Source organism: Kitasatospora sp. NPDC041988 (assembly GCF_055588525.1).
Map to the genome: position 1 here is coordinate 240,812 of NZ_JBVJCO010000002.1, position 19,016 is coordinate 259,827.

The following is a 19,016-nucleotide window of genomic DNA, read 5'->3' on the forward strand; positions in this document are numbered from 1 at the left end:
CTTGTCCGGTTCACGGGTTCCACGGCGTAAAGTCTTCGATCGTGGACGAGACGGCCGGGCGGGCACCCCAGGATTCCTCGCCGTGCTGTGCCGTACGCGACCTGGTCAAGACGTACCGCTCCGGGCGCGGCGGCCCCATCGACCCGATCAGGGCCAACGACGGCATCACCCTGACCGTCCGCCAGGGCGAGATCTTCGGGCTGCTCGGGCCCAACGGGGCCGGCAAGTCCACCCTGGTCCGCCAGCTCACCGGGCTGCTGCGGCCCGACTCCGGCTCCGTCGAGCTCCTCGGCCACGACATCGTGCGCCACCCCGAGCGGGCCGCCCGGCTGCTCGGCTACCTCGGCCAGGAGTCCACCGCGCTGGACGAGCTGACCGTCGCCCTCGCCGCCGAGACCACCGGCCGGCTGCGCGGCCTCGGCCGGGCACAGGCCCGGGCCGCCGCGGACGAGGTGCTCACCGAGCTGGCCCTGGAGCCGCTCGCCCACCGGCCGCTCGCCAAGCTCTCCGGCGGCCAGCGCCGGCTCGCCTGCTTCGCCGCCACCCTGGTCGGGGACCGGCCGCTGCTCGTCCTGGACGAGCCGACCACCGGCATGGACCCGGTCGCCCGCCGCGCCGTCTGGACCGCCGTCGAGCGGCGCCGGGCCGAGCGGCGGACCGCCGTCCTGCTGGTCACCCACAACGTGATCGAGGCGGAGACCGTGCTCGACCGGGTCGCGGTGGTGGACGAGGGCCGGGTGATCGCCTGCGACACACCGGGCGGGCTCAAGGCGCTGGTCGACGGCGACGTCCGGCTCGACCTGGTCTGGCGGGACGAGGCGCCGCTCGCGGTGCCCGCCGTCGCCGCCCTGGCCGAACGGGCCGAGCGCACCGGCCGCCGCTGGACCGTGCGCACCACCCCCGAACAGGCCCGCGAACTGGTCGCCGCCGTCACCACCGGCCCGGCCTTCGCCGCGCTGGACGACTTCACCCTGGCCACCCCGAGCCTTGAGGACGCCTACCTCAAGCTGGGCGGCCGCCATGGAGGACTAGCCAAGTGACGCTGCTCGCCGCGCCGCCGCAGACCGCTCCGGTCGAGGACGCCGGGCCCGCCCCGCTGGCCCCGGCCGCCCGGCTGCTGCCCGCGCTGGCCGCCGTCTACCGGGCGCAGCTGGCCCGGGCCAAGGTGGCCCGCATCCCGCTGCTATTCGTGGCCACCTTCCAGTCGCTCGGCATCCTGGTGATGATGCGGGGCGTCGTCGACCCCGGGCAGACCGCGGCCGCGCGCTCGGTGGTGGCCGGCTCCAGCGTGCTGGTGGTCGCCTTCGTCGCGCTCAACCTGCTCGCCCAGTACTTCGGCCGGCTGCGGGCCACCGGCGGCCTCGACCACTACGCCACGCTGCCCGTCCCCGCCGCCTCGGTGGTGCTCGGCGCGGCCGCCGCGTACGCCTCGTTCACGCTGCCCGGCGCGCTGGTGACGGCCGCCGCGGGGGCCGTGATGTTCGGGCTGCCGCTGGGGCAGCTCTGGGTGCTGCTCGCCGTGGTGCCGCTGGCCGGTGCGGCGCTCTCCGGGCTCGGTGCGGCCTTCGGGCTGCTCGCTCCCCGGCAGGAGATCGCGACCATGCTGGGGCAGCTCGGCATGTCGGCGGCGCTGCTGCTGGGCGTGCTCCCGGTGGACCACCTGCCGCAGCCGGTGCTCTGGCTGCGCGACCTGCTGCCCTCCACCTACGGGGTCGAGGCCTTCGCCCGGACCTTCGCGGCCGACCCGGACTGGGCGGCGGTGGCGGGGAACCTCGCGGTCTGCGCGGGGGTGGGCGCGGTGTCGCTGGCCGTCGCCACCTGGGCGTACCGGCGGGCCACCACCCGGTAGGGCTTGCCCAGCGGTGTCGTGGGGCCGGTGTCCGCGGTGCGGGTGGCGGGGCCGTTCGGGCGGCCGTCGTGAAACGATGGGCCCGTGACCGTACCGAACACACCTCCGGATCCCCTGCGCGCGGCTGCGGGCACCGACGCGGACACCGCCGGCCAGGGCCCGGCCGCCGCCCCGAACCCGTACGCGCCGCCGCCGGCCCCGGGCACCGCGGGCATCCCGCCCCTGCCGGCCGGCGTGCTCGCCGGCCCGGAGCGGCAGCCGGCGCTGGAGCGGCTGCGGCCCGAGCTGAAGGTCGGCGCGATCACGCTGCTGGTCTGCCTGGTGCTCGGCGTGGCGATGGCCGGGCTCTGGGCGTGGCTGGCGCCGAAGGTGCCCCTGGTGGTCGACGGCAACAAGATCCTCTACGGCGACCCGGAGGGCGAGCAGCGGGCCGGCGCCGACAGCGTCTTCGTGCTGATCGGGCTGGGCATGGGCATCCTGACCGCGCTCGGGGCCTTCCTGGTCACCCGGCGCCGCGGCGGCGGGATCGCGGTCGCGGTCGGACTCGCCGTCGGCGGCCTGCTGGCCTCGGTGGGCGCGTGGTCGCTGGGCCGCCGGCTCGGTCCGAGCAGCGACCTGGTCGCGGAGGCCCGGCGGGTCGGCAACGGCGGGCACTTCAACGCCGACATCGACCTGGGGGCGTACGGGGCGCTGCTGGCCTGGCCGATGGCGGCGATGGTGCTGCTGCTGGCGCTGTCGGCCGCGTTCGGCAAGCGCGAGGAGGACCCGCCGCCGTACTGGGCCGGGCCGTACGGCGCGCTGCAGCCCGTGGACGCGCAGCCGGGCGTACAGCCGGGTGTGCCGCCGGGCGCGGTGGGGCAGCCGCAGGACGCGCTGCCGCAGGAGGATCAGAAGCCCTGACGCCGCGCGCCGGCCCACCGCACCGGGGTCAGCGGCCGATGGGGGCCGTCAGGGCGCCGGTGAGGGTGACCAGGTCGGCGGGGGCGAGTTCGACCTCCAGGCCGCGGCGGCCTGCCGAGACGTAGACCGTGGGGTGGGCGAGGGCGCTGTCGTCGACCACGGTGCGCAGCGGGCGGCGCTGGCCGAGCGGGGAGATGCCGCCGCGGACGTAGCCGCTGCTGCGCTCGGCGGCGGCCGGGTCGGCCATCGCGGCCCGCTTGCCGCCGACCGCCGCGGCGAGCGCCTTGAGGTCGAGCTGGCCGGCCACCGGGACGACGCCCACGGTCAGGACACCGTCGACGTCGGCGACCAGCGTCTTGAACACCCGGTCGGCGCGGACGCCGAGCGCCTCGGCGGCCTCGCCGCCGTAGGAGGCGGCGGCCGGGTCGTGCTCGTAGGCGTGCACGGTGAACGCGACGGCGGCGTGCTCCAGGGCGACCGTGGCGGGGGTGCCCTGACCGCCCTTCTTCGGCTTCTTGGCCATGGTGGAGGTCTCCGGGGACGGGAGGCAGGCCCGGGGAGCGGGCTCAGTTCGGGCTGAACGACTGGCGGGTGAGGTCGACCGCCGGGAGCGAGGGCAGCCAGCTGAGCACGGCCGTCTCACGGCGCAGCAGCTCCAGCTCGCTGCGCAGTCGCTGGGCGGTGTCGGGGCAGGCGAGCAGCCCCTGCTTGACCGGGGTCTCGAACACCGAGGCGGCGGCCACCAGGTAGGAGAGCACCTGCGGGTCGTCCGGCAGCTCCTGGTGGCCGACCGTGCTGGCCTCGCGGGCGCCGGCCAGCCGCTTCTGGTAGGCACGGAAGGCCCGTTCGACGCCGGCGGCGAGGACGTTCGCGCCCTCGCCGGGCTCCTCCTCCATCGGCTCGATCTCGCCGGTCAGGTACGGCCCGCCGGTGTCCACCGAGCGGAGCCGGAACCGGGTGGTGCCGGTGACCAGCAGTTCGTACCGGCCGTCGGGCTGTTCCTGGGCGGAGGCGACGTCGGCGATGCAGCCGACGTGGTGCAGGGCCTCCAGCGGGTCGCCGGTGGCGGTACCGAGGCCGTCGAGAGGTCCGGCCGGGCCGTCGTCGGGGCGGACCGGCGCGACCTCGCGGCCGTCCTTGATGGCGAGCACGCCGAACCGGCGCGGCTCGTCCTCGGGGAGGGCGAGCAGGTCGGCCAGCAGACGGCGGTAGCGCTCCTCGAAGACGTTCAGGGGCAGCACCAGGCCCGGGTAGAGCACGGTGTTCAGCGGGAAGAGCGGCAGCCGTTCTGTCACGGCGGACAGCGTAGTTCCCCGAGCGGTGGAAACGCCCAGGGGTTATCCCCGCTGGAGCATCCGGGTGGCTCCGGCGGCGACGGTGGTGGCGAGGATCCAGCCGACGATCACCAGGCCGGAGGCGACCCACTGGTCGGCGCCGCCGGGGTTCCAGCCCTGCTGGCCGAGGTCGACGACGGGCAGCAGCTGGCCGAGCGCGTACAGCACCGGGTCCCAGTGCGGTCGCTCGTCGGCCTTGAGCGGCTGCAGGTGATGGGTGGCGAAGTAGATGCTGCCGAGGGCCCAGGCGAGCAGCAGCCAGAGCGCGGCCCGGCCGGGGCGGAAGCCGTAGCCGACGGTGACGTCCTGGATCCGGCCCCAGACCCGGGCGGGCAGCGGCAGGGTCTGCCGGCGGCGGCGCTGCTTGGCGTAGAGCACCTCGCGGGCGTCGTCGTCGGCGCCGTCGCGGCGCAGGGCGGCGGCCAGCTGCTCGTAGGACTCGGGCTGGAAGTCCACCGAGGAGCCCTCCAGCCAGGCGATCCGCTGCCGGATGGTGAACGGGACGGCCGGGCGCAGGCACTCGTAGGTGAAGCCGGTCAGGCCGAGGTGCTTGCCCCGGGGCCAGGAGCCGGGGGCGTCGACCAGGTTGCCGACCTTGGCGCGGGAGAGCGAGACGGCGCCGCCGTCCGGGAAGCGGCAGGTGAACCGCAGCTCGGGGGTGTGGATGCGGCGCAGGGCCAGCTCGTCGTCCGGGCCGAGGCGGAACTCGGCGTCGGAGAGCAGGCAGGCGGCCTCGAACCGGCCGTCGGAGAGCCGGACCCGCCCGTGGGCCCGGAACGGGGTGCTGGGGGCGCCGGCCGGCGGTATCTCGCCGTAGCCGGAGCCGTAGTAGGTCTGCGAGCCGTACCAGCCGCCGTCCACCGAGCCGCTGAGGTACAGGGTGTGGCCGACGGTGATCCGGACCAGGTTCAGTGCGGTGTGGTTCTCCGGGACGGCGTGCAGCTGGGCGCCGCGCAGTGAGAGCCGGCCGCCGATCCGGGCGGTGCGCAGGCTGACCTCGCCGCGGGACTCCATCCGGTCGGCCTCGAAGTCCTGGTTGACGGCCATGCCGTCGGCGGAGAGCGCCCGGCCGAACCGGTCGCCGCCCAGCACGGCCTGGTTGAGCAGCAGGTCGGTGCCGATCCGGGCGTCGGTGAGCCGGACACCCTCGGGTATTCGGCAGCGGGCCAGGTGCAGGTCGCCGGAGGTGGCGAGACGGGAGGCCTCCAGGCGGGGGATCAGACAGTTGACGAAGCGCAGCGTGCCGGTCTCGGCCTCGGAGATCAGGATCTTCTGCTCGAAGCGGCAGTCGTGCACCTCGACGTAGTGGCCGATGGTGGCGCCGGCCAGCCGCAGCGGGCCGGTGACGCGGATGCCGGTGAGCTTGAGCGAGGCGACCCGCCCGGGGGCGGCGGTCGGCCCGGCCAGCAGCAGCCGGGAGAGCACCTCGGCGCGGACGGTGCGTTCCGGGCCCCAGGCGGCGCCGCCGAACGGGTCGTCCTGTCCGGCGTCGCCCGTGCGCAGGTCGTAGACCCCGCCCTGCCGGAACGCCTCCCACAAGCCCTGCTCCACCGGCGTCCAGCCGTCCGGTGCCCGCTCCGCCATCGTTCCCCCGTCTCCCCAGGTCGTCTCGCCTTTCGTATCACGGACTGAAATGCGGGGCCGTCGGTTCCGGCCACTCCTTACACTGGGTTGCGTGATCTCTCGAATCGACCTGCGCGGATCCCTCGACGACCCGCGCGACCTGCTGCCCCGTGCCGACTTCGACGTCGCGGCCGCCCTGGAGAAGGTGCGGCCGATCGCCGAGGACGTGCACCATCGCGGGGTCGCGGCGCTGATCGAGATCACCGAGCGGTTCGACGGTGTGCGGCTGGAGTCCACGCGGGTGCCCGCCGGGCAGATCGCCGAGGCCCTGGAGACGCTGGACCCGAAGGTGCGCGCCGCACTGGAGGAGTCGATCCGCCGCGCCCGCCTCGTCCACGCCGACCAGCGCCGCACCGACCACACCACGCGGGTGGTGCCGGGCGGCACGGTCACCCAGCGCTGGGTGCCGGTGGACCGGGTCGGCCTGTACGTGCCGGGCGGCCTGGCCGTCTACCCGTCCTCCGTGGTGATGAACGTGGTGCCGGCCCAGGAGGCGGGCGTCCGGGGCATCGCCGTGACCTCGCCGCCGCAGAAGGCCTTCGGCGGCCGGGTGCACCCGACCATCCTGGCGGCCTGCGCGCTGCTCGGCGTCACCGAGGTGTACGCGGTCGGCGGCGCCCAGGCGGTCGCCATGTTCGCGCTCGGCACCGAGGAGTGCGAGCCGGTCAACATGGTCACCGGCCCGGGCAACATCTACGTGGCCGCCGCCAAGCGCTACTTCGCCGGCCGGATCGGCATCGACTCCGAGGCCGGCCCGACGGAGATCGCCGTCCTCGCCGACGACAGCGCCGACCCGGTGGACGTCGCCGCCGACCTGATCAGCCAGGCCGAGCACGGCCCGACGTCCGGCTCGGTGCTGGTCACCGACTCGGCCGAGCTGGCCGACGCGGTGGAGGCCGAGCTGAAGACGCAGGTCGCCCGGACCAAGCACAGCGAGCGGGTGGCCGAGGCGCTGGGCGGCCGGCAGTCCGGCATCATCCTGGTCGACTCCCTGGAGCAGGGCCTTCAGGTCGTCAACGCGTACGCCGCCGAGCACCTGGAGATCCAGACCCGGGACGCGCACGCCGTTGCCGCGAGGGTCCGCAACGCGGGCGCGATCTTCATCGGCCGGTGGACGCCGGTCTCGCTGGGCGACTACGCGGCCGGCTCCAACCACGTGCTGCCGACCGGCGGCTGCGCCTGCCACTCGTCCGGGCTCTCCGTGCAGACCTTCCTGCGCGGCGTCCAGGTCGTCGAGTACGACCGTGAGGCGCTGGCCGGCATCGCCGCGCACGTCGTCAACCTCGCCGACGCCGAGGACCTGCCCGGTCACGGTGACGCGATCAAGGCCCGATTCGACTGGAGTGTGCCGGGCGCGTGAAGATCGACGACCTCCCCATCCGCGACGAGCTGCGCGGACAGACCCCGTACGGTGCGCCGCAGCTCGACGTGCCCGTCCAGCTGAACACCAACGAGAACCCGTACCAGCTCCCCGAGGAGCTGGTGGCCCGGATCGCCGAGCGCGTCGCCGAGGCCGCCCGCAACCTCAACCGCTACCCCGACCGGGACGCGGTCGAGCTGCGCGAGGGCCTGGCCGCCTACCTGACCAGGACCACCGGCTTCGCCCGCACCCGCGAGCAGGTCTGGGCCGCCAACGGCTCCAACGAGATCCTCCAGCAGCTGCTGCAGACCTTCGGCGGCCCCGGCCGCACCGCGATCGGCTTCGAGCCCTCGTACTCGATGCACGCCCTGATCTCCCGGGGCACCGGCACCGACTGGATCTCCGGCCCGCGCAACGAGGACTTCACCATCGACGTGGAGGCCGCCGTCGCGGCCATCGCCGACCGCCGGCCCGACGTCGTGTTCGTCTGCTCGCCGAACAACCCGACCGGCACCGCCGTCGCCGCCGACACCGTGCTGCGGCTCTACGAGGCGGCGCAGGCCGCCCGGCCCAGCCTGGTGATCGTGGACGAGGCGTACGTCGAGTTCTCGCACCGCGCCTCGCTGCTGCCGCTGTTGGAGGGCCGCCCCAACCTGGTGGTCACCCGCACCATGTCCAAGGCCTTCGGCGCGGCCGGCCTGCGCCTGGGCTACCTGGCCGCCGACGCGGCCGTGGTGGACGCGGTGCAGCTGGTCCGCCTGCCGTACCACCTGTCGGCCGTCACCCAGGCCACCGCGCTGGCCTGCCTGGAGCACACCGACACCCTGCTCGGCTACGTCGGCCGGCTCAAGGCCGAGCGCGACCGGCTGGTCGACGCGCTGCGCGCACTGGGTCTGGAGGTGACCGACTCGGACGCCAACTTCGTCCAGTTCGGCCGCTTCGCGGACACCCACGCCGTCTGGCAGGCGATCCTCGACCGCGGCGTCCTCGTCCGGGACAACGGTGTCCCCGGGTGGCTGCGTGTCACCGCCGGCACCCCCGCCGAGAACGACGCCTTCCTGGACGCCGTCGCCAATGCCCTCCCTCCCTCCTTGCCCGCCATCGGGCAGGAGGGGCCCAGGCCCACCCCCACCCTTGATAGTGCGCGCTCCGCGCGCGCAGCCAGTCAGGAGCTGTAACCCCGCATGACCCGCATCGGACGCGTCGAACGCACCACCAAGGAGACCTCGGTCCTGGTCGAGATAGACCTCGACGGCACCGGCAAGACCGACATCTCCACGGGCGTCGGGTTCTACGACCACATGCTCGACCAGCTCGGCCGCCACGGCCTCTTCGACCTCACCGTGAAGACCGACGGCGACCTGCACATCGACACCCACCACACCATCGAGGACACCGCCCTCGCGCTGGGCGCCGCCTTCAAGCAGGCGCTCGGCGACAAGGTGGGCATCTACCGCTTCGGCAACTGCACCGTGCCGCTGGACGAGTCGCTCGCCCAGGTCACCGTGGACCTCTCCGGCCGCCCCTACCTGGTGCACACCGAGCCGGAGAACATGGCGCCGATGATCGGCAGCTACGACACCACCATGACCCGGCACATCCTGGAGTCCTTCGTGGCCCAGGCGCAGGTCGCCCTGCACGTCCACGTACCCTACGGACGCAACGCCCACCACATCGTGGAGTGCCAGTTCAAGGCGCTGGCCCGGGCGCTGCGCTACGCCGCCGAGCGCGACCCGCGCGCGGCCGGCATCCTCCCCTCGACCAAGGGTGCGCTGTGAGCAAGTCCGCTGTCGTCCTCATCTTCGCCGGACTCTTCCTGGCGGGCGGGGTGATCTCGTTCTGGAAGCAGAAGATTCCGAAGGGCGTCATCGTCGTGCTCGCCATAGGCTCGGTGCTCTGCCTGGCCTCCGGCGTCATGCGCCTCTGACGCGGCCGTACGGAGCCGCTTCGGAACCCGCCGAGTAGCCGCCACGACCGCGCAGTCCCCGAGGCTGTGCGGTCGCCGAGAAGATGGACACCTGAACATGGGCAAGAACGTCGTCGTACTCGACTACGGGTCGGGGAATCTCCGCTCGGCCCAGCGCGCCGTCGAGCGCACCGGCGCGACCGTCACCGTCACCTCCGACTTCCAGACCGCCATGGACGCGGACGGCCTGCTCGTCCCCGGCGTCGGCGCCTTCGAGGCCTGCATGCGCGGGCTGAAGGCCGTCCGCGGTGACTGGATCATCGGCCGCCGCCTCGCCGGGGGCCGCCCGGTCATGGGCATCTGCGTCGGTATGCAGATCCTCTTCGAGAAGGGGGTCGAGCACGGCGTGGAGACGGCCGGCTGCGACGAGTGGCCGGGCACCGTCGAGCCGCTGGACGCGCCGGTCGTCCCGCACATGGGCTGGAACACCGTGGACGCCCCCGAGGGCAGCCGGATGTTCGCCGGCATGGACGCCGACACCCGCTTCTACTTCGTGCACTCCTACGGGGTGCGCAACTGGGAGCTGGAGGTGCACAGCGCGCGGATCAACCCCCCGCTCGTCACCTGGTCCACCCACGGGCAGCCGTTCGTCGCCGCCGTCGAGAACGGTCCGCTCTGGGCCACCCAGTTCCACCCCGAGAAGTCCGGCGACGCCGGCGCCGCCCTGCTGACCAACTGGGTCAACACCCTCTGACGATCTGAGAGTTGTCAACACCATGAGCCGCCTCGAACTGCTCCCCGCCGTCGACGTCCGGGACGGCCAGGCCGTCCGCCTGGTCAAGGGCGCCTCCGGCACCGAGACCTCCTTCGGCGAGCCGCTCGCCGCCGCCCTCGCCTGGCAGAACGCCGGCGCCGAGTGGCTCCACCTGGTCGACCTGGACGCCGCCTTCGGAACGGGCAGCAACCGCGACCTGCTCCGCGAGGTCACCGGCGCGCTGGACATCAAGGTCGAGCTCTCCGGCGGCATCCGCGACGACGAGTCGCTGGCCGCCGCCCTCGCCACCGGCTGCACCCGGGTCAACCTGGGCACCGCCGCGCTGGAGAGCCCCGAGTGGGTCGCCAAGGTCATCGCCGAGCACGGCGACAAGATCGCCGTCGGCCTCGACGTGGTCGGCACCACCCTGCGCGGCCGCGGCTGGACCCGCGACGGCGGCCAGCTCTTCGACGTGCTGGCCCGCCTGGACGCCGAGGGCTGCGCCCGCTACGTCGTCACCGACGTCAACCGGGACGGCACCCTGACCGGCCCCAACCTCCAGCTGCTGCGCGACGTCTGCGCCGCCACCGACAAGCCGGTCGTCGCCTCCGGCGGCGTCTCCTCGCTGGACGACCTGCGCGCCATCGCCACGCTGGTCGGCGAGGGAGTCGAGGGCGCCATCGTGGGCAAGGCACTCTACGAGCAGAAGTTCACCCTCGAAGAGGCCCTGGAGGCGGTTTCAGGATGACGGAACGTCAGATCGTACGCGGCCGGGTCGCCGGATTCTCCCCCTGGGAGGGGGAGTTCGGCTACTCGCGGGCGGTGGCGGCCGGGGACCACGTGCACGTGGCCGGCTCCACCGCCTGGGTCGACGGGAAGATCGAGCACGAGGGCGACCCGTACGGGCAGACCCTCGCCGCCTTCGGCGTCGGCCTCCAGGCCCTGGCCGCGTACGGCCTGACCGCGGACGACGTGGTCCGCACCCGGATGTACATCACCCACGTCCGCGACGCCGACGAGGTGGGCCGCGCCCACCGCGCCCTCTTCGAGGCCGCCCGCCCGGTCGCCACCATGGTGGTGGTCGCCGGACTGATCGACACCCGGATGATGGTCGAGGTCGAGATCGACGCCTACCGCGCCGGGCTCGCAAGCACCATGGAAGCTCTGGAAGGCAAACAGCCGTGACCCTCGCAGTACGAGTCATCCCCTGCCTGGACGTCGACGCCGGCCGAGTGGTCAAGGGCGTCAACTTCCAGAACCTGCGCGACGCCGGCGACCCGGTCGAGATGGCCAAGCTCTACGACGCCGAGGGCGCCGACGAGCTCACCTTCCTCGACATCACCGCCTCCTCGGGGGACCGCGAGACCACCTACGACGTGGTGCGCCGCACCGCCGAGCAGGTCTTCATCCCGCTCACCGTCGGCGGTGGCATCCGCGCCGTCGAGGACGTCGACAAGCTGCTGCGGGCCGGCGCCGACAAGGTCGGCGTCAACACCGCGGCGATCGCCCGCCCGGAGCTGATCCGCGAGATCGCGCAGCGCTTCGGCCGCCAGGTGCTGGTGCTGTCGGTGGACGCCCGGCGCTGCCCGGAGGGCACCGAGACGCCGTCCGGCTTCGAGGTCACCACCCACGGCGGGCGCAAGGGCACCGGCCTGGACGCCGTCGAGTGGGCCGGCCGGGCCGCCGAGCTGGGCGCGGGCGAGATCCTGCTCAACTCGATGGACGCGGACGGCACCAAGGACGGCTACGACCTGGAGATGATCCGGGCCGTCCGCAAGACCGTCTCCGTCCCGGTGATCGCCTCCGGCGGTGCCGGCAAGTCGGCCGACTTCGCCCCGGCGGTGGAGGCCGGCGCGGACGCGGTGCTGGCCGCCAGCGTCTTCCACTTCGGAGACCTGCGGATCAGCGAGGTCAAGAACGCGCTGCGCGAGGCCGGCCACCCCGTACGGTGAGGCGGGCCCCTCCGCTGACGCATCGGGCCCGCCCACGGTCGTGGGCGGGCCATCCGCGTGCTCAGGACTCCTTCGGCGGTTCACCCTTGATCAGGGCGAACGGCGCGCCGAACGGGTCCGCCAGCCAGGCGATCCGGCCGACGTCCGGGACCTGCTCCGGGCCCATCAGCACGGTGCCGCCGGCCGACCGCCCCCGCTCGACCAGCTCGTCCACCACCTCGGTGGCGAAGTACGGCGTCCAGGACGGCGGCTGGCCCTCGCCCATCACCGGGGCGACGCCGCCGAAGCTGGTGGCCCGCTGGTCGCCCTGGGCGGTGGAGAGCACCAGGTACTCCATCCCCGGCGCCGGGAACTTCTCCGAGCGCCAGCCGAAGAGCGTCCGGTAGAACTCGAAGCCGGCGCCCTGGTCGGTGGTGTGCAGCTCCGCCCAGACCAGCGCGTTGTCGGTGGACACCGCGTCCAGGCCCTGGGTGGTGCCCGCCTGCCAGATCGCGAACCGGGCGCCCTGCGGGTCGGTGAGCTGGGCCATCCGCCCGGCCTCCATGACGTCGAACGGCGCGACCCGGACGGTGCCGCCGGCCTGCTCGACGGTCTTGGCAGTGGCGTCGGCGTCCGGCGTCTTGAAGTACGTCGTCCAGGCGGACTGCGCACCCTCCTCGGTGAGCGGCCCGATGGCGGCCACGGTCTTGCCGTCGGCCTGCAGGAAGCCGTAGCCGCCGGCCTCCGGGCCGAGGGCCTGGAACGTCCAGCCGAACACCGCGCCGTAGAAGGCCGCGGCCGCGGCGGGGTCCGGGCTGCCGAGGTCGATCCAGCAGGGCGCTCCGGTGGGAAAGTCGGTGGTGAGCATGGGGTGGTGCTCCTTCGACGGGAAAGGACGGCCGGGCGGGTTCGTGGGGGCGCGGACGCACCCCACCCCGGCCATCTGCGAGTCTGCACCCCACCACCGGCATCCGCAGCCGGGACGCCGCCGACGCGCCGGAGGCCTCCGACCCCGCGCGGGATCTACGGCTACGCGCCGGCCGCGCGCCCGGCGGGCGGCAGCGGGAGCACGTGCCGCAGGGCGGTGACGACGTCCGGCGGGCCGTCCACCGACAGCTCCGTCCGCTCGCCGCGGCCGTAGACGAACAGCAGCAGCTCACCGGGCTCGCCGGTGATCCGCACGGTCGGCGCGCCCGCGGGGCCGACGGTCACGCTCCGCCCGTCCGGGCGGCGCAGCTTCAGCCGGGCGGGGGAGCGGCGGCCCGCCTCCAGCCGCGCCAGCAGCGGCAGCCGGCGCCAGAGCGCCTCGGCCCGCCCCGGCGGCACCGCCTGCGGCTGCCACTGCGGGCCCGCCCGGCGGACGTCCTCGGCGTGGACGAAGTACTCGACGGTGTTGGCGGCCTCGTCGGCGCCGGGCAGGGCGAACAGCGAGAGCAGCGGCGGGCCGGACCGGAACCGCCGCACCAACTCCTCGTATGAGCGCCCGGCGTACCCGCTCTGCACCCGGTGGGTCCAGCCGGCCAGCGGGCCGAGGCGGATGCCCGCCGCGGCGTCCGGCCGGCCCTCCCGGATCACCAGGTGGGCGGCGAGGTCCCGGGTGGACCACCCGGCACAGAGGGTGGGCGCGTCCGGCCCGGCGGCGGCCAGCAGTTCGGCCAGCCGGTGGCGCTCGGCGAGGGCATGGTTCGACATGGCCAAAGCGTAGGTGTTTTACCGGTGAGCCCTGTCACCAACCTCCGTGGTCAGTACACCTGGGCGCTACTTCAGGTGCCCCGTGAGCCTCGTGCCGCCCGGGTGGTTGCTGGCCGTCAGGGTGCAGGTGTAGTCACGCCAGCCCTGCTGGTAGAAGGTCATCGACGGGCCGAACGGGTAGCCGTAGTACGGCCCGCCGCCGCCCTGGCGGGCGTCGGCCGCGGCCTGCGCCTCCTTGCAGCCGTCCCGCATCGCCTTGCTGATCTGGCTGTCGCCGGTCAGCCCGTCCGGCAGCTGCGGGTTGCCGATCGCCTCGCCGTCGTGCTCGCCCTCGCAGGGGCGTGCCTCAGGCTTGGTGACCGACTTGTTGAGCTGCGGGTGGTCGAGGCAGGAGCCGGCCGTGAAGAAGGTGTACGGCACCGCCTTGGTGGGCGTCGGGGTCGGGGTCGGCGTGGGGGTGGGCGTCCGCGTCGGGCTCGGCGTGGTGGCGCTGGGGGCCGGCGGGGGCGGCAGTGCGGCCGGCTTCTTCTCCGGCCAGAGCAGCACGGTGGCCACCACCGCGAGCAGCGCGGCCAGCACGGCCGCGACGGCGAGGACCAGGCCCCGCGACGGACGGGCGGCGCCGGCGTCGGCCGGCTGCCCGGGGGGCGGCTGCTCGGAGGTCATGGCCACGAGGATGGCCCAAGCCGGGGCCGCCCGGCAGGAGGTTGACACAACTCGTACGAGCAGACCGGCTCTGTGTTCGGGTCGGCTAGGCTTCCCCGCGGCACGACACGATCCCAGGAGTAGGCGGATGCGCGTCGGAATCACCGGTCACCGGGGCCTGTCGGGGGGCATCACCGAGATGCTGGTCCGCGGGGACCTCTGGAAGCTGGTCACCACCTTCGGCCCGTACGAACTGGTCGGCGTCACCTGCGCCGACGAGGGCCCGGAGACCTGGTTCGCCAACTCCGTGCTGGAGCACGGCGGCAAGCTGGAGGTCATCGTCCCGGCGGGGGCACCCGTCGTCGGCCGCGCCGACGACGCGCACCGGGGCACCCGGCTGCGGCTGCTGAACGAGGCCAACGCCGTCCACCGGCTGGCCGCCGCCGAGCACGGCGGCCTCGGCGACGACACCGGTCGGGCCATGGTCGGCATGATCGACGAGCTGATCGCGGTCTGGGACGGCGGACCGGGCAGCGAGCCCGCGCGGCTCGCCGAACTGGCCCAGCGGGCCGGGCTGTTCGTGCACCGGATCTGGCCGGCCGGCTGCGAACGGCCGAGCTGAGCGGCCGGGTCGCGCGCCGGCGGGGCGACTCCCCGGCGGTGGCGGCCCGCGGGCCCGGCCGGGATCCGGACGGGGGACCGGCCGGCCGGGCCGGGCTGACACAATGGCCCCATGTCCACCCCCACCACACCCGCCACCCCCGGCTCCACCGCCCTGGACCCCGCGATCGCCGCCCGGCTCAAGCGCACCGACGACGGCCTGCTCCCGGCCATCGCGCAGCAGTACGACACCGGTGAGGTGCTGATGCTGGGCTGGATGGACGACGAGGCGCTGCACCGCACCCTCACCACCGGCCGCTGCACCTACTGGAGCCGCAGCCGCCGCGAGTACTGGGTCAAGGGCGACACCTCGGGCCACGTCCAGCAGGTCAGGTCGGTCGCGCTGGACTGCGACGGCGACACCCTGCTGGTCAGGGTCGACCAGACCGGCGCCGCCTGCCACACCGGCGACCGCACCTGCTTCGACGCCGACGTGCTCCCGCTTTCCTGACCCCTCCTACCCCGTAAGGTGCCGCCCGCCATGGACCTCGAAGCCTTCCGCAAGCTCGCCGTCGACACCCGGGTCATCCCGGTCACCCGCAGGCTTCTCGCGGACGGCCTCACCCCGATCGGCCTCTACCGCAGCCTCGCCGCCGAGCGCCCCGGCACCTTCCTGCTGGAGTCCGCCGAGCAGGGCCGCAGCTGGTCCCGGTACTCCTTCGTCGGCGTCCGCAGCGCCGCCGTGCTCACCGTCGGCGAGGACGGCGACGCCCGCTGGCACGGCGCCCCGCCGGTCGGCATCCCCACCACCGGCGACCCGCTCCAGGTGCTGCGCGCCGCGCTGGAGGCACTGCACACCCCACGGCGCACCGACGACGGCCTGCCCCCGCTCACCGGCGGCCTGGTCGGCTACCTCGGGTACGACATCGTCCGCCGGCTGGAGAAGCTGCCCGACCTCAACCCGGACGACCTGCTGCTCCCCGAGCTGACCATGCTGCTGGCCACCGACCTCGCCGTGCTCGACCACGTCGACGGCACGGTGCTGCTGATCGCCAACGCGGTCAACCACAACGACCTGGCCACCGGTGTCGACGAGGCCTACGTGGACGCGGTGGCCCGGCTCGACGCGATGGAGGCCGACCTGCGGGGCCCGGTCGACCCGGGCCTGGCCACCTTCACCCCGTCCGGCCCCGGCGAGGTCCGCTCGCCGTTCGGCGGTGCGCCGTACCGGGCCGCCGTCGAGGAGGTCAAGGAGCGGATCCGGGCCGGCGAGGCGTTCCAGGTGGTGCCCTCGCAGCGGTTCGAAGCGCCCTGCCCGGCCTCCGCGCTGGACGTCTACCGCGTCCTGCGCACCACCAACCCCAGCCCGTACATGTACCTGTTCCGCTTCCCCGGTCCGGACGGCGGCGCCGAGGGCGGCTTCGACGTGGTCGGCTCCAGCCCGGAGGCGCTGGTCAAGGTGACCGAGGGCGAGGCGATGCTGCACCCGATCGCCGGCACCCGGCACCGCGGCGCCACTCCGCACGAGGACGCCGAGCTGGCCGCCGAGCTGCTCGCCGACCCCAAGGAGCGGGCCGAGCACCTGATGCTGGTCGACCTCGGCCGCAACGACCTCGGGCGGGTCTGCGAACCGGGCACCGTCGAGGTGGTCGACTTCATGCAGATCGAGCGGTACAGCCACGTCATGCACATCGTCTCCACGGTGACCGGCAAGGTCGCCCCCGGGCGGACCGCCTTCGACGTGCTGACCGCCTGCTTCCCGGCCGGCACCCTCTCCGGCGCGCCGAAGCCGCGCGCGATGCGCATCATCGAGGAGCTGGAGCCCACCCGCCGGGGCCTGTACGGCGGCTGCGTCGGCTACCTGGACTTCGCCGGGGACTCCGACACCGCGATCGCCATCCGCACCGCCGTCCTGCGCGGCGGCACCGCGTACGTCCAGGCGGGCGCGGGTGTGGTCGCCGACTCGGACCCGCACGGCGAGGACACCGAGTGCCGCAACAAGGCCGCCGCCGTCCTGCGCGCCGTGGCCACTGCGAATACGCTGCGCACGCCGCTATCGTGAGGACGGCGTCGAGCTGCTGAGGGAGGCGGCGAGGATGACCGCGATGACTACGGCGAGTGCCTGGGACGCCCTTGAGGGCGTGAACCTTCCGAAGGGTTACCGGGTGGAGATCACGGATGGAAGGATCATCATGACGCCGCAGGGGGAGAGCCGGTGGGAGGTGATCCTCAGCGCATCGCCCCAGATCAAGAAGCAACTCGCGGGGCACGGGCGAATCTTGTCGGACGTCATGATCGACTTCCCGTCCACGCTCTTCGGCTATGCCCCCGACTTGGCGGTGATCGCTCCGGGGGCCGAGCACAACAGTCGAGGGCGTTACGAGTGGCACGATGTCGAGGCCGTGCTCGAAGTGGTCTCGCCGTCGAGTCAGGACAAGGACTACGTCACGAAGGTGCGGGTCTATGCGGAGTGCGGGATTCCGATCTACGTGGTGATCGATCCGGCGGACGGGAACTGTACGGTACACACAGCTCCATCCCGCAGTGGGGCGTACCGGGAGGCGGAACGGGTGCCGTTCGGAAACGACCTTTTTCTGCCGCTTGGTGATCGGACGCTCGTGGTGGAGACCGATGAGTTCCCGATCGAGCGGCCCACCCCGGTTGGGGCGTGAGACATCAGTCGGGGGATAGTGGACGGGTGAGCGTTCCTGACCAGTCCCGTGCCGAGACCGAACCCACCCCTGCCGAGGCGAGGCCCGGGCGGCGCACGCTCGGCCTGATGCTGCTGCTGACCGTGCTGGGCGCGGTGCTGGTGCTGACCGCCGTCGGCCGGGTCTGGGCCGAGGGCGTGGCCGGCACCCTGGAGGTGTCCGTCACCGGCGGGAAGATCTCCGAACTGCCCGGCGGGCTGGCGCTGGTGGCGCTGGCGGCGGCGGTCGCGGTGTTCGCGGTGCGAGGCGCCGGCCGGATCGCGGTCGGCCTGCTGACGCTGCTGGCCGGCCTCGGGGCGGCGGCCGCAGCCGCGGCGGGGGCCGGCGACACCGCCGCGCTGGACACCGAGGCGGCCCGCAAGCTCGCCCTCTCCGGCACCACCGCGACCGAGGTCGCCCACACTACCTGGCCCTGGGTGGCCCTGCTCGGTGGGCTGCTGCTGGCGCTGGCCGGGCTGCTCACCGCCCGGTACGGGCGCGGCTGGCCGGCCATGGGCAGCCGCTACGAGGCGCCCACCCGCAAGGCGCCGGCGAAGGCGGCGGAGTCCCCGGCCGACCTCTGGAAGGCGCTGGACCGCGGCGAGGACCCGACCGCGGTCTGAGGCGACGCACCGCGCCGTGCGGCGCCGCACCGGGCGGTGAGGCGCCGTGCCGGGGTGTGACCCGATAGACGAGCACCCGCTTTGGGGTGCCGGTGTGTGGCCCGGCACAATGGAACACGTCAACCCGCCAGGGGCCGGCAGGCCCGGCCGGGCCCCGGAGAGCCAAGGAGCACCATCAGATGGCAGCAGCAGCACACGGTCACACCCCCGCCGCCTGGACCGGCGTGACCATCGCCTTCGTCGGTTTCGCGATCGCGGGCGTCGCGATGATCCTCCCGTCGGTGCTGCTGGTCTGGGCAGGCCTCGCGGTCGTCCTGCTCGGTGGCGTGGTCGGCAAGGCCATGTCGATGGCGGGCATGGGCAGGCAGCCCAGCACCATGGTCTACACCCACGAGGAGCAGGCCGCGCTGGCCACCGCCTGATCTCCCGGCACCTTGTGAACGGCGGGCGTCAACGCCCGCCGTTTTCGTTCCTCCGGTCGGTGTCACGGTGCCCGCCGGGCGTGCCGGGCGGGCAGAATCAGGGGCGTGACCGCCTCTTCCACCGCCTCCGCCCGGCCGCCCGTACTGCGCCGGCTGGGCGCGCCGCTGACCGCCCTGGCCGCGGTGACCGTCCCCACCGTGTTCGTCGCCGTGGTGGACCCGAACGCCCCCGGGCACTACCCGACCTGCCCGTTCCTGGCGTTCACCGGCTGGTGGTGCCCGGGCTGCGGCGGGCTGCGCTGCGTCCACGCGCTCACCCACGGCGACCTCAGCGGCGCGCTGCACGACAACGCGCCCGCGGTGCTGCTGTTCGCCGTCCTGGCGGTGCTCTGGGTGCGCTGGGTGTGGGCGGCGGTGAGCGGCGGTCCGGCGCCGCGGCTCGCGCTCGGCGCGCGGCGCTGGGTGCTGGTGGCGCTGCTCCTGCTGGTGTTCACGGTGGTGCGCAACCTGCCGATCGGGGCCGGGCTGGCACCGCCGCTGGTCTGATCCCGGCCATCGGTGTGAGTACGGTGAAATCGCAGCTCGGAGGGGCCCCGGGGGCGTCCGTACCGCGAGACGCGCGCCGGGTGGATGCGCTGCGCGCCCCCCTTGCCGATACCATCGAAGGGCCGGGGCCCACTGGCCGTC

Annotated in this window: 24 protein-coding genes; 18 read left to right on the top strand and 6 right to left on the bottom strand. The window is 73.9% G+C overall.

The features are described 5' to 3' along the window. Positions 1 to 41 precede the first annotated feature (41 nt). The 3 genes from ACZ6NC_RS03990 to ACZ6NC_RS04000 all read left to right on the top strand — a co-directional run bounded on the left by ACZ6NC_RS03990 (position 42) and on the right by ACZ6NC_RS04000 (position 2,749). Positions 42 to 1,040 carry an ABC transporter ATP-binding protein gene (locus ACZ6NC_RS03990; RefSeq protein ID WP_405365864.1) on the top strand — a complete coding sequence of 333 codons (999 nt, stop codon included), beginning with the start codon at positions 42 to 44 and terminating at the stop codon, positions 1,038 to 1,040. Further along, the gene (locus ACZ6NC_RS03995) at positions 1,037 to 1,849 is read left to right on the top strand and encodes an ABC transporter permease (RefSeq protein WP_465728697.1); all 813 of its coding nucleotides are present in this window, start codon (positions 1,037 to 1,039) and stop codon (positions 1,847 to 1,849) included. Before ACZ6NC_RS03990 ends, ACZ6NC_RS03995 begins: the two co-directional genes overlap by 4 nt. Before the next feature lie 84 nt (positions 1,850 to 1,933). After that, on the top strand, positions 1,934 to 2,749 hold the full coding sequence (locus ACZ6NC_RS04000; protein WP_465728699.1) for a hypothetical protein: 816 nt from the start codon (positions 1,934 to 1,936) through the stop codon (positions 2,747 to 2,749). A 28-nt stretch (positions 2,750 to 2,777) separates the two neighbouring features. Here ACZ6NC_RS04000 and ybaK read toward each other — a convergent pair whose 3' ends face one another. From ybaK to ACZ6NC_RS04015, 3 genes are read right to left on the bottom strand one after another with little or no spacing between them, the layout of a single operon-like run. Next, positions 2,778 to 3,272 (bottom strand): Cys-tRNA(Pro) deacylase, encoded by a 495-nt coding sequence (ybaK, locus tag ACZ6NC_RS04005; RefSeq protein WP_465728701.1) that lies wholly within the window; start codon positions 3,270 to 3,272, stop codon positions 2,778 to 2,780. A gap of 43 nt (positions 3,273 to 3,315) precedes the next feature. Then, on the bottom strand, positions 3,316 to 4,044 hold the full coding sequence (locus ACZ6NC_RS04010) for an LON peptidase substrate-binding domain-containing protein (protein ID WP_465728703.1): 729 nt from the start codon (positions 4,042 to 4,044) through the stop codon (positions 3,316 to 3,318). 42 nt (positions 4,045 to 4,086) lie between these two features. Further along, positions 4,087 to 5,667, bottom strand: a complete 1,581-nt coding sequence (locus ACZ6NC_RS04015; RefSeq protein WP_465728705.1) for an oxidoreductase — start codon at positions 5,665 to 5,667, stop codon at positions 4,087 to 4,089. 91 nt (positions 5,668 to 5,758) lie between these two features. On the opposite strand from ACZ6NC_RS04015, the gene hisD reads away from it, so the two are divergent. The 8 genes from hisD to hisF all read left to right on the top strand — a co-directional run bounded on the left by hisD (position 5,759) and on the right by hisF (position 11,678). Next, entirely contained in the window at positions 5,759 to 7,066 is a 1,308-nt protein-coding gene (gene hisD / locus ACZ6NC_RS04020) for a histidinol dehydrogenase (protein WP_465728707.1), read from the top strand. Beyond that, the gene (locus ACZ6NC_RS04025) at positions 7,063 to 8,244 is read left to right on the top strand and encodes a histidinol-phosphate transaminase (RefSeq protein WP_465728709.1); all 1,182 of its coding nucleotides are present in this window, start codon (positions 7,063 to 7,065) and stop codon (positions 8,242 to 8,244) included. The genes hisD and ACZ6NC_RS04025 overlap by 4 nt, the downstream gene beginning before the upstream one ends. Positions 8,245 to 8,250: 6 nt before the next feature. Next, positions 8,251 to 8,844, top strand: coding sequence for an imidazoleglycerol-phosphate dehydratase HisB (hisB, locus tag ACZ6NC_RS04030; protein ID WP_465728711.1), 594 nt, complete (start codon positions 8,251 to 8,253; stop codon positions 8,842 to 8,844). Then, positions 8,841 to 8,993, top strand: a complete 153-nt coding sequence (locus ACZ6NC_RS04035; protein WP_465728713.1) for a hypothetical protein — start codon at positions 8,841 to 8,843, stop codon at positions 8,991 to 8,993. Before hisB ends, ACZ6NC_RS04035 begins: the two co-directional genes overlap by 4 nt. Before the next feature lie 97 nt (positions 8,994 to 9,090). After that, positions 9,091 to 9,726 carry an imidazole glycerol phosphate synthase subunit HisH gene (hisH, locus tag ACZ6NC_RS04040; RefSeq protein WP_465728715.1) on the top strand — a complete coding sequence of 212 codons (636 nt, stop codon included), beginning with the start codon at positions 9,091 to 9,093 and terminating at the stop codon, positions 9,724 to 9,726. 22 nt (positions 9,727 to 9,748) lie between these two features. Further along, the gene (priA, locus tag ACZ6NC_RS04045; RefSeq protein WP_148645547.1) at positions 9,749 to 10,474 is read left to right on the top strand and encodes a bifunctional 1-(5-phosphoribosyl)-5-((5-phosphoribosylamino)methylideneamino)imidazole-4-carboxamide isomerase/phosphoribosylanthranilate isomerase PriA; all 726 of its coding nucleotides are present in this window, start codon (positions 9,749 to 9,751) and stop codon (positions 10,472 to 10,474) included. Continuing rightward, the gene (locus ACZ6NC_RS04050) at positions 10,471 to 10,911 is read left to right on the top strand and encodes a Rid family hydrolase (protein WP_465728717.1); all 441 of its coding nucleotides are present in this window, start codon (positions 10,471 to 10,473) and stop codon (positions 10,909 to 10,911) included. Before priA ends, ACZ6NC_RS04050 begins: the two co-directional genes overlap by 4 nt. After that, positions 10,908 to 11,678 carry an imidazole glycerol phosphate synthase subunit HisF gene (gene hisF / locus ACZ6NC_RS04055; RefSeq protein WP_465728719.1) on the top strand — a complete coding sequence of 257 codons (771 nt, stop codon included), beginning with the start codon at positions 10,908 to 10,910 and terminating at the stop codon, positions 11,676 to 11,678. Before ACZ6NC_RS04050 ends, hisF begins: the two co-directional genes overlap by 4 nt. 61 nt (positions 11,679 to 11,739) lie before the next feature. On the opposite strand, the gene ACZ6NC_RS04060 is transcribed toward hisF, so the two are convergent. The 3 genes from ACZ6NC_RS04060 to ACZ6NC_RS04070 all read right to left on the bottom strand — a co-directional run bounded on the left by ACZ6NC_RS04060 (position 11,740) and on the right by ACZ6NC_RS04070 (position 14,015). After that, a complete protein-coding gene (locus ACZ6NC_RS04060) occupies positions 11,740 to 12,525 on the bottom strand; it encodes a VOC family protein (protein ID WP_465728721.1) in 786 nt (261 codons plus the stop codon). A 161-nt stretch (positions 12,526 to 12,686) separates the two neighbouring features. Continuing rightward, positions 12,687 to 13,349, bottom strand: a complete 663-nt coding sequence (locus ACZ6NC_RS04065) for a TIGR03085 family metal-binding protein (RefSeq protein WP_465728723.1) — start codon at positions 13,347 to 13,349, stop codon at positions 12,687 to 12,689. Positions 13,350 to 13,415: 66 nt separating this feature from the next. Further along, positions 13,416 to 14,015 (bottom strand): hypothetical protein, encoded by a 600-nt coding sequence (locus ACZ6NC_RS04070; RefSeq protein WP_465728727.1) that lies wholly within the window; start codon positions 14,013 to 14,015, stop codon positions 13,416 to 13,418. A gap of 127 nt (positions 14,016 to 14,142) precedes the next feature. On the opposite strand from ACZ6NC_RS04070, the gene ACZ6NC_RS04075 reads away from it, so the two are divergent. From ACZ6NC_RS04075 to ACZ6NC_RS04105, 7 genes are all read left to right on the top strand, one after another. Beyond that, positions 14,143 to 14,616, top strand: a complete 474-nt coding sequence (locus ACZ6NC_RS04075; RefSeq protein WP_465728729.1) for a hypothetical protein — start codon at positions 14,143 to 14,145, stop codon at positions 14,614 to 14,616. A 111-nt stretch (positions 14,617 to 14,727) separates the two neighbouring features. Continuing rightward, on the top strand, positions 14,728 to 15,105 hold the full coding sequence (gene hisI / locus ACZ6NC_RS04080) for a phosphoribosyl-AMP cyclohydrolase (RefSeq protein ID WP_465728731.1): 378 nt from the start codon (positions 14,728 to 14,730) through the stop codon (positions 15,103 to 15,105). 30 nt (positions 15,106 to 15,135) lie between these two features. After that, positions 15,136 to 16,656 (top strand): anthranilate synthase component I, encoded by a 1,521-nt coding sequence (locus ACZ6NC_RS04085; protein WP_465728733.1) that lies wholly within the window; start codon positions 15,136 to 15,138, stop codon positions 16,654 to 16,656. 34 nt (positions 16,657 to 16,690) lie between these two features. Further along, positions 16,691 to 17,266 carry a Uma2 family endonuclease gene (locus tag ACZ6NC_RS04090; RefSeq protein WP_465728735.1) on the top strand — a complete coding sequence of 192 codons (576 nt, stop codon included), beginning with the start codon at positions 16,691 to 16,693 and terminating at the stop codon, positions 17,264 to 17,266. Between the two features lie 26 nt (positions 17,267 to 17,292). Further along, positions 17,293 to 17,907: a TIGR02234 family membrane protein gene (locus ACZ6NC_RS04095; RefSeq protein ID WP_465728737.1), complete on the top strand. Its 615-nt coding sequence runs from the start codon at positions 17,293 to 17,295 to the stop codon at positions 17,905 to 17,907. A gap of 179 nt (positions 17,908 to 18,086) precedes the next feature. Beyond that, a complete protein-coding gene (locus ACZ6NC_RS04100; protein WP_465728739.1) occupies positions 18,087 to 18,329 on the top strand; it encodes an HGxxPAAW family protein in 243 nt (80 codons plus the stop codon). Positions 18,330 to 18,434: 105 nt separating this feature from the next. Further along, the gene (locus ACZ6NC_RS04105; RefSeq protein ID WP_465728741.1) at positions 18,435 to 18,875 is read left to right on the top strand and encodes a DUF2752 domain-containing protein; all 441 of its coding nucleotides are present in this window, start codon (positions 18,435 to 18,437) and stop codon (positions 18,873 to 18,875) included. Positions 18,876 to 19,016 lie beyond the last annotated feature (141 nt).

What these genes read in the sequence shown, in the direction of transcription:
- ybaK (WP_465728701.1), bottom strand. Translation starts at nt 3,272, where the DNA reads ATGGCCAAGAAGCCGAAGAAGGGCGGTCAGGGCACCCCCGCCACGGTC.
- ACZ6NC_RS04015 (WP_465728705.1), bottom strand. Translation starts at nt 5,667, where the DNA reads ATGGCGGAGCGGGCACCGGACGGCTGGACGCCGGTGGAGCAGGGCTTG.
- hisB (WP_465728711.1), top strand. Translation starts at nt 8,251, where the DNA reads ATGACCCGCATCGGACGCGTCGAACGCACCACCAAGGAGACCTCGGTC.
- hisH (WP_465728715.1), top strand. Translation starts at nt 9,091, where the DNA reads ATGGGCAAGAACGTCGTCGTACTCGACTACGGGTCGGGGAATCTCCGC.
- priA (WP_148645547.1), top strand. Translation starts at nt 9,749, where the DNA reads ATGAGCCGCCTCGAACTGCTCCCCGCCGTCGACGTCCGGGACGGCCAG.
- ACZ6NC_RS04050 (WP_465728717.1), top strand. Translation starts at nt 10,471, where the DNA reads ATGACGGAACGTCAGATCGTACGCGGCCGGGTCGCCGGATTCTCCCCC.
- ACZ6NC_RS04060 (WP_465728721.1), bottom strand. Translation starts at nt 12,525, where the DNA reads ATGCTCACCACCGACTTTCCCACCGGAGCGCCCTGCTGGATCGACCTC.
- ACZ6NC_RS04065 (WP_465728723.1), bottom strand. Translation starts at nt 13,349, where the DNA reads ATGTCGAACCATGCCCTCGCCGAGCGCCACCGGCTGGCCGAACTGCTG.
- ACZ6NC_RS04070 (WP_465728727.1), bottom strand. Translation starts at nt 14,015, where the DNA reads ATGACCTCCGAGCAGCCGCCCCCCGGGCAGCCGGCCGACGCCGGCGCC.
- ACZ6NC_RS04075 (WP_465728729.1), top strand. Translation starts at nt 14,143, where the DNA reads ATGCGCGTCGGAATCACCGGTCACCGGGGCCTGTCGGGGGGCATCACC.
- hisI (WP_465728731.1), top strand. Translation starts at nt 14,728, where the DNA reads ATGTCCACCCCCACCACACCCGCCACCCCCGGCTCCACCGCCCTGGAC.
- ACZ6NC_RS04085 (WP_465728733.1), top strand. Translation starts at nt 15,136, where the DNA reads ATGGACCTCGAAGCCTTCCGCAAGCTCGCCGTCGACACCCGGGTCATC.
- ACZ6NC_RS04090 (WP_465728735.1), top strand. Translation starts at nt 16,691, where the DNA reads ATGACCGCGATGACTACGGCGAGTGCCTGGGACGCCCTTGAGGGCGTG.
- ACZ6NC_RS04100 (WP_465728739.1), top strand. Translation starts at nt 18,087, where the DNA reads ATGGCAGCAGCAGCACACGGTCACACCCCCGCCGCCTGGACCGGCGTG.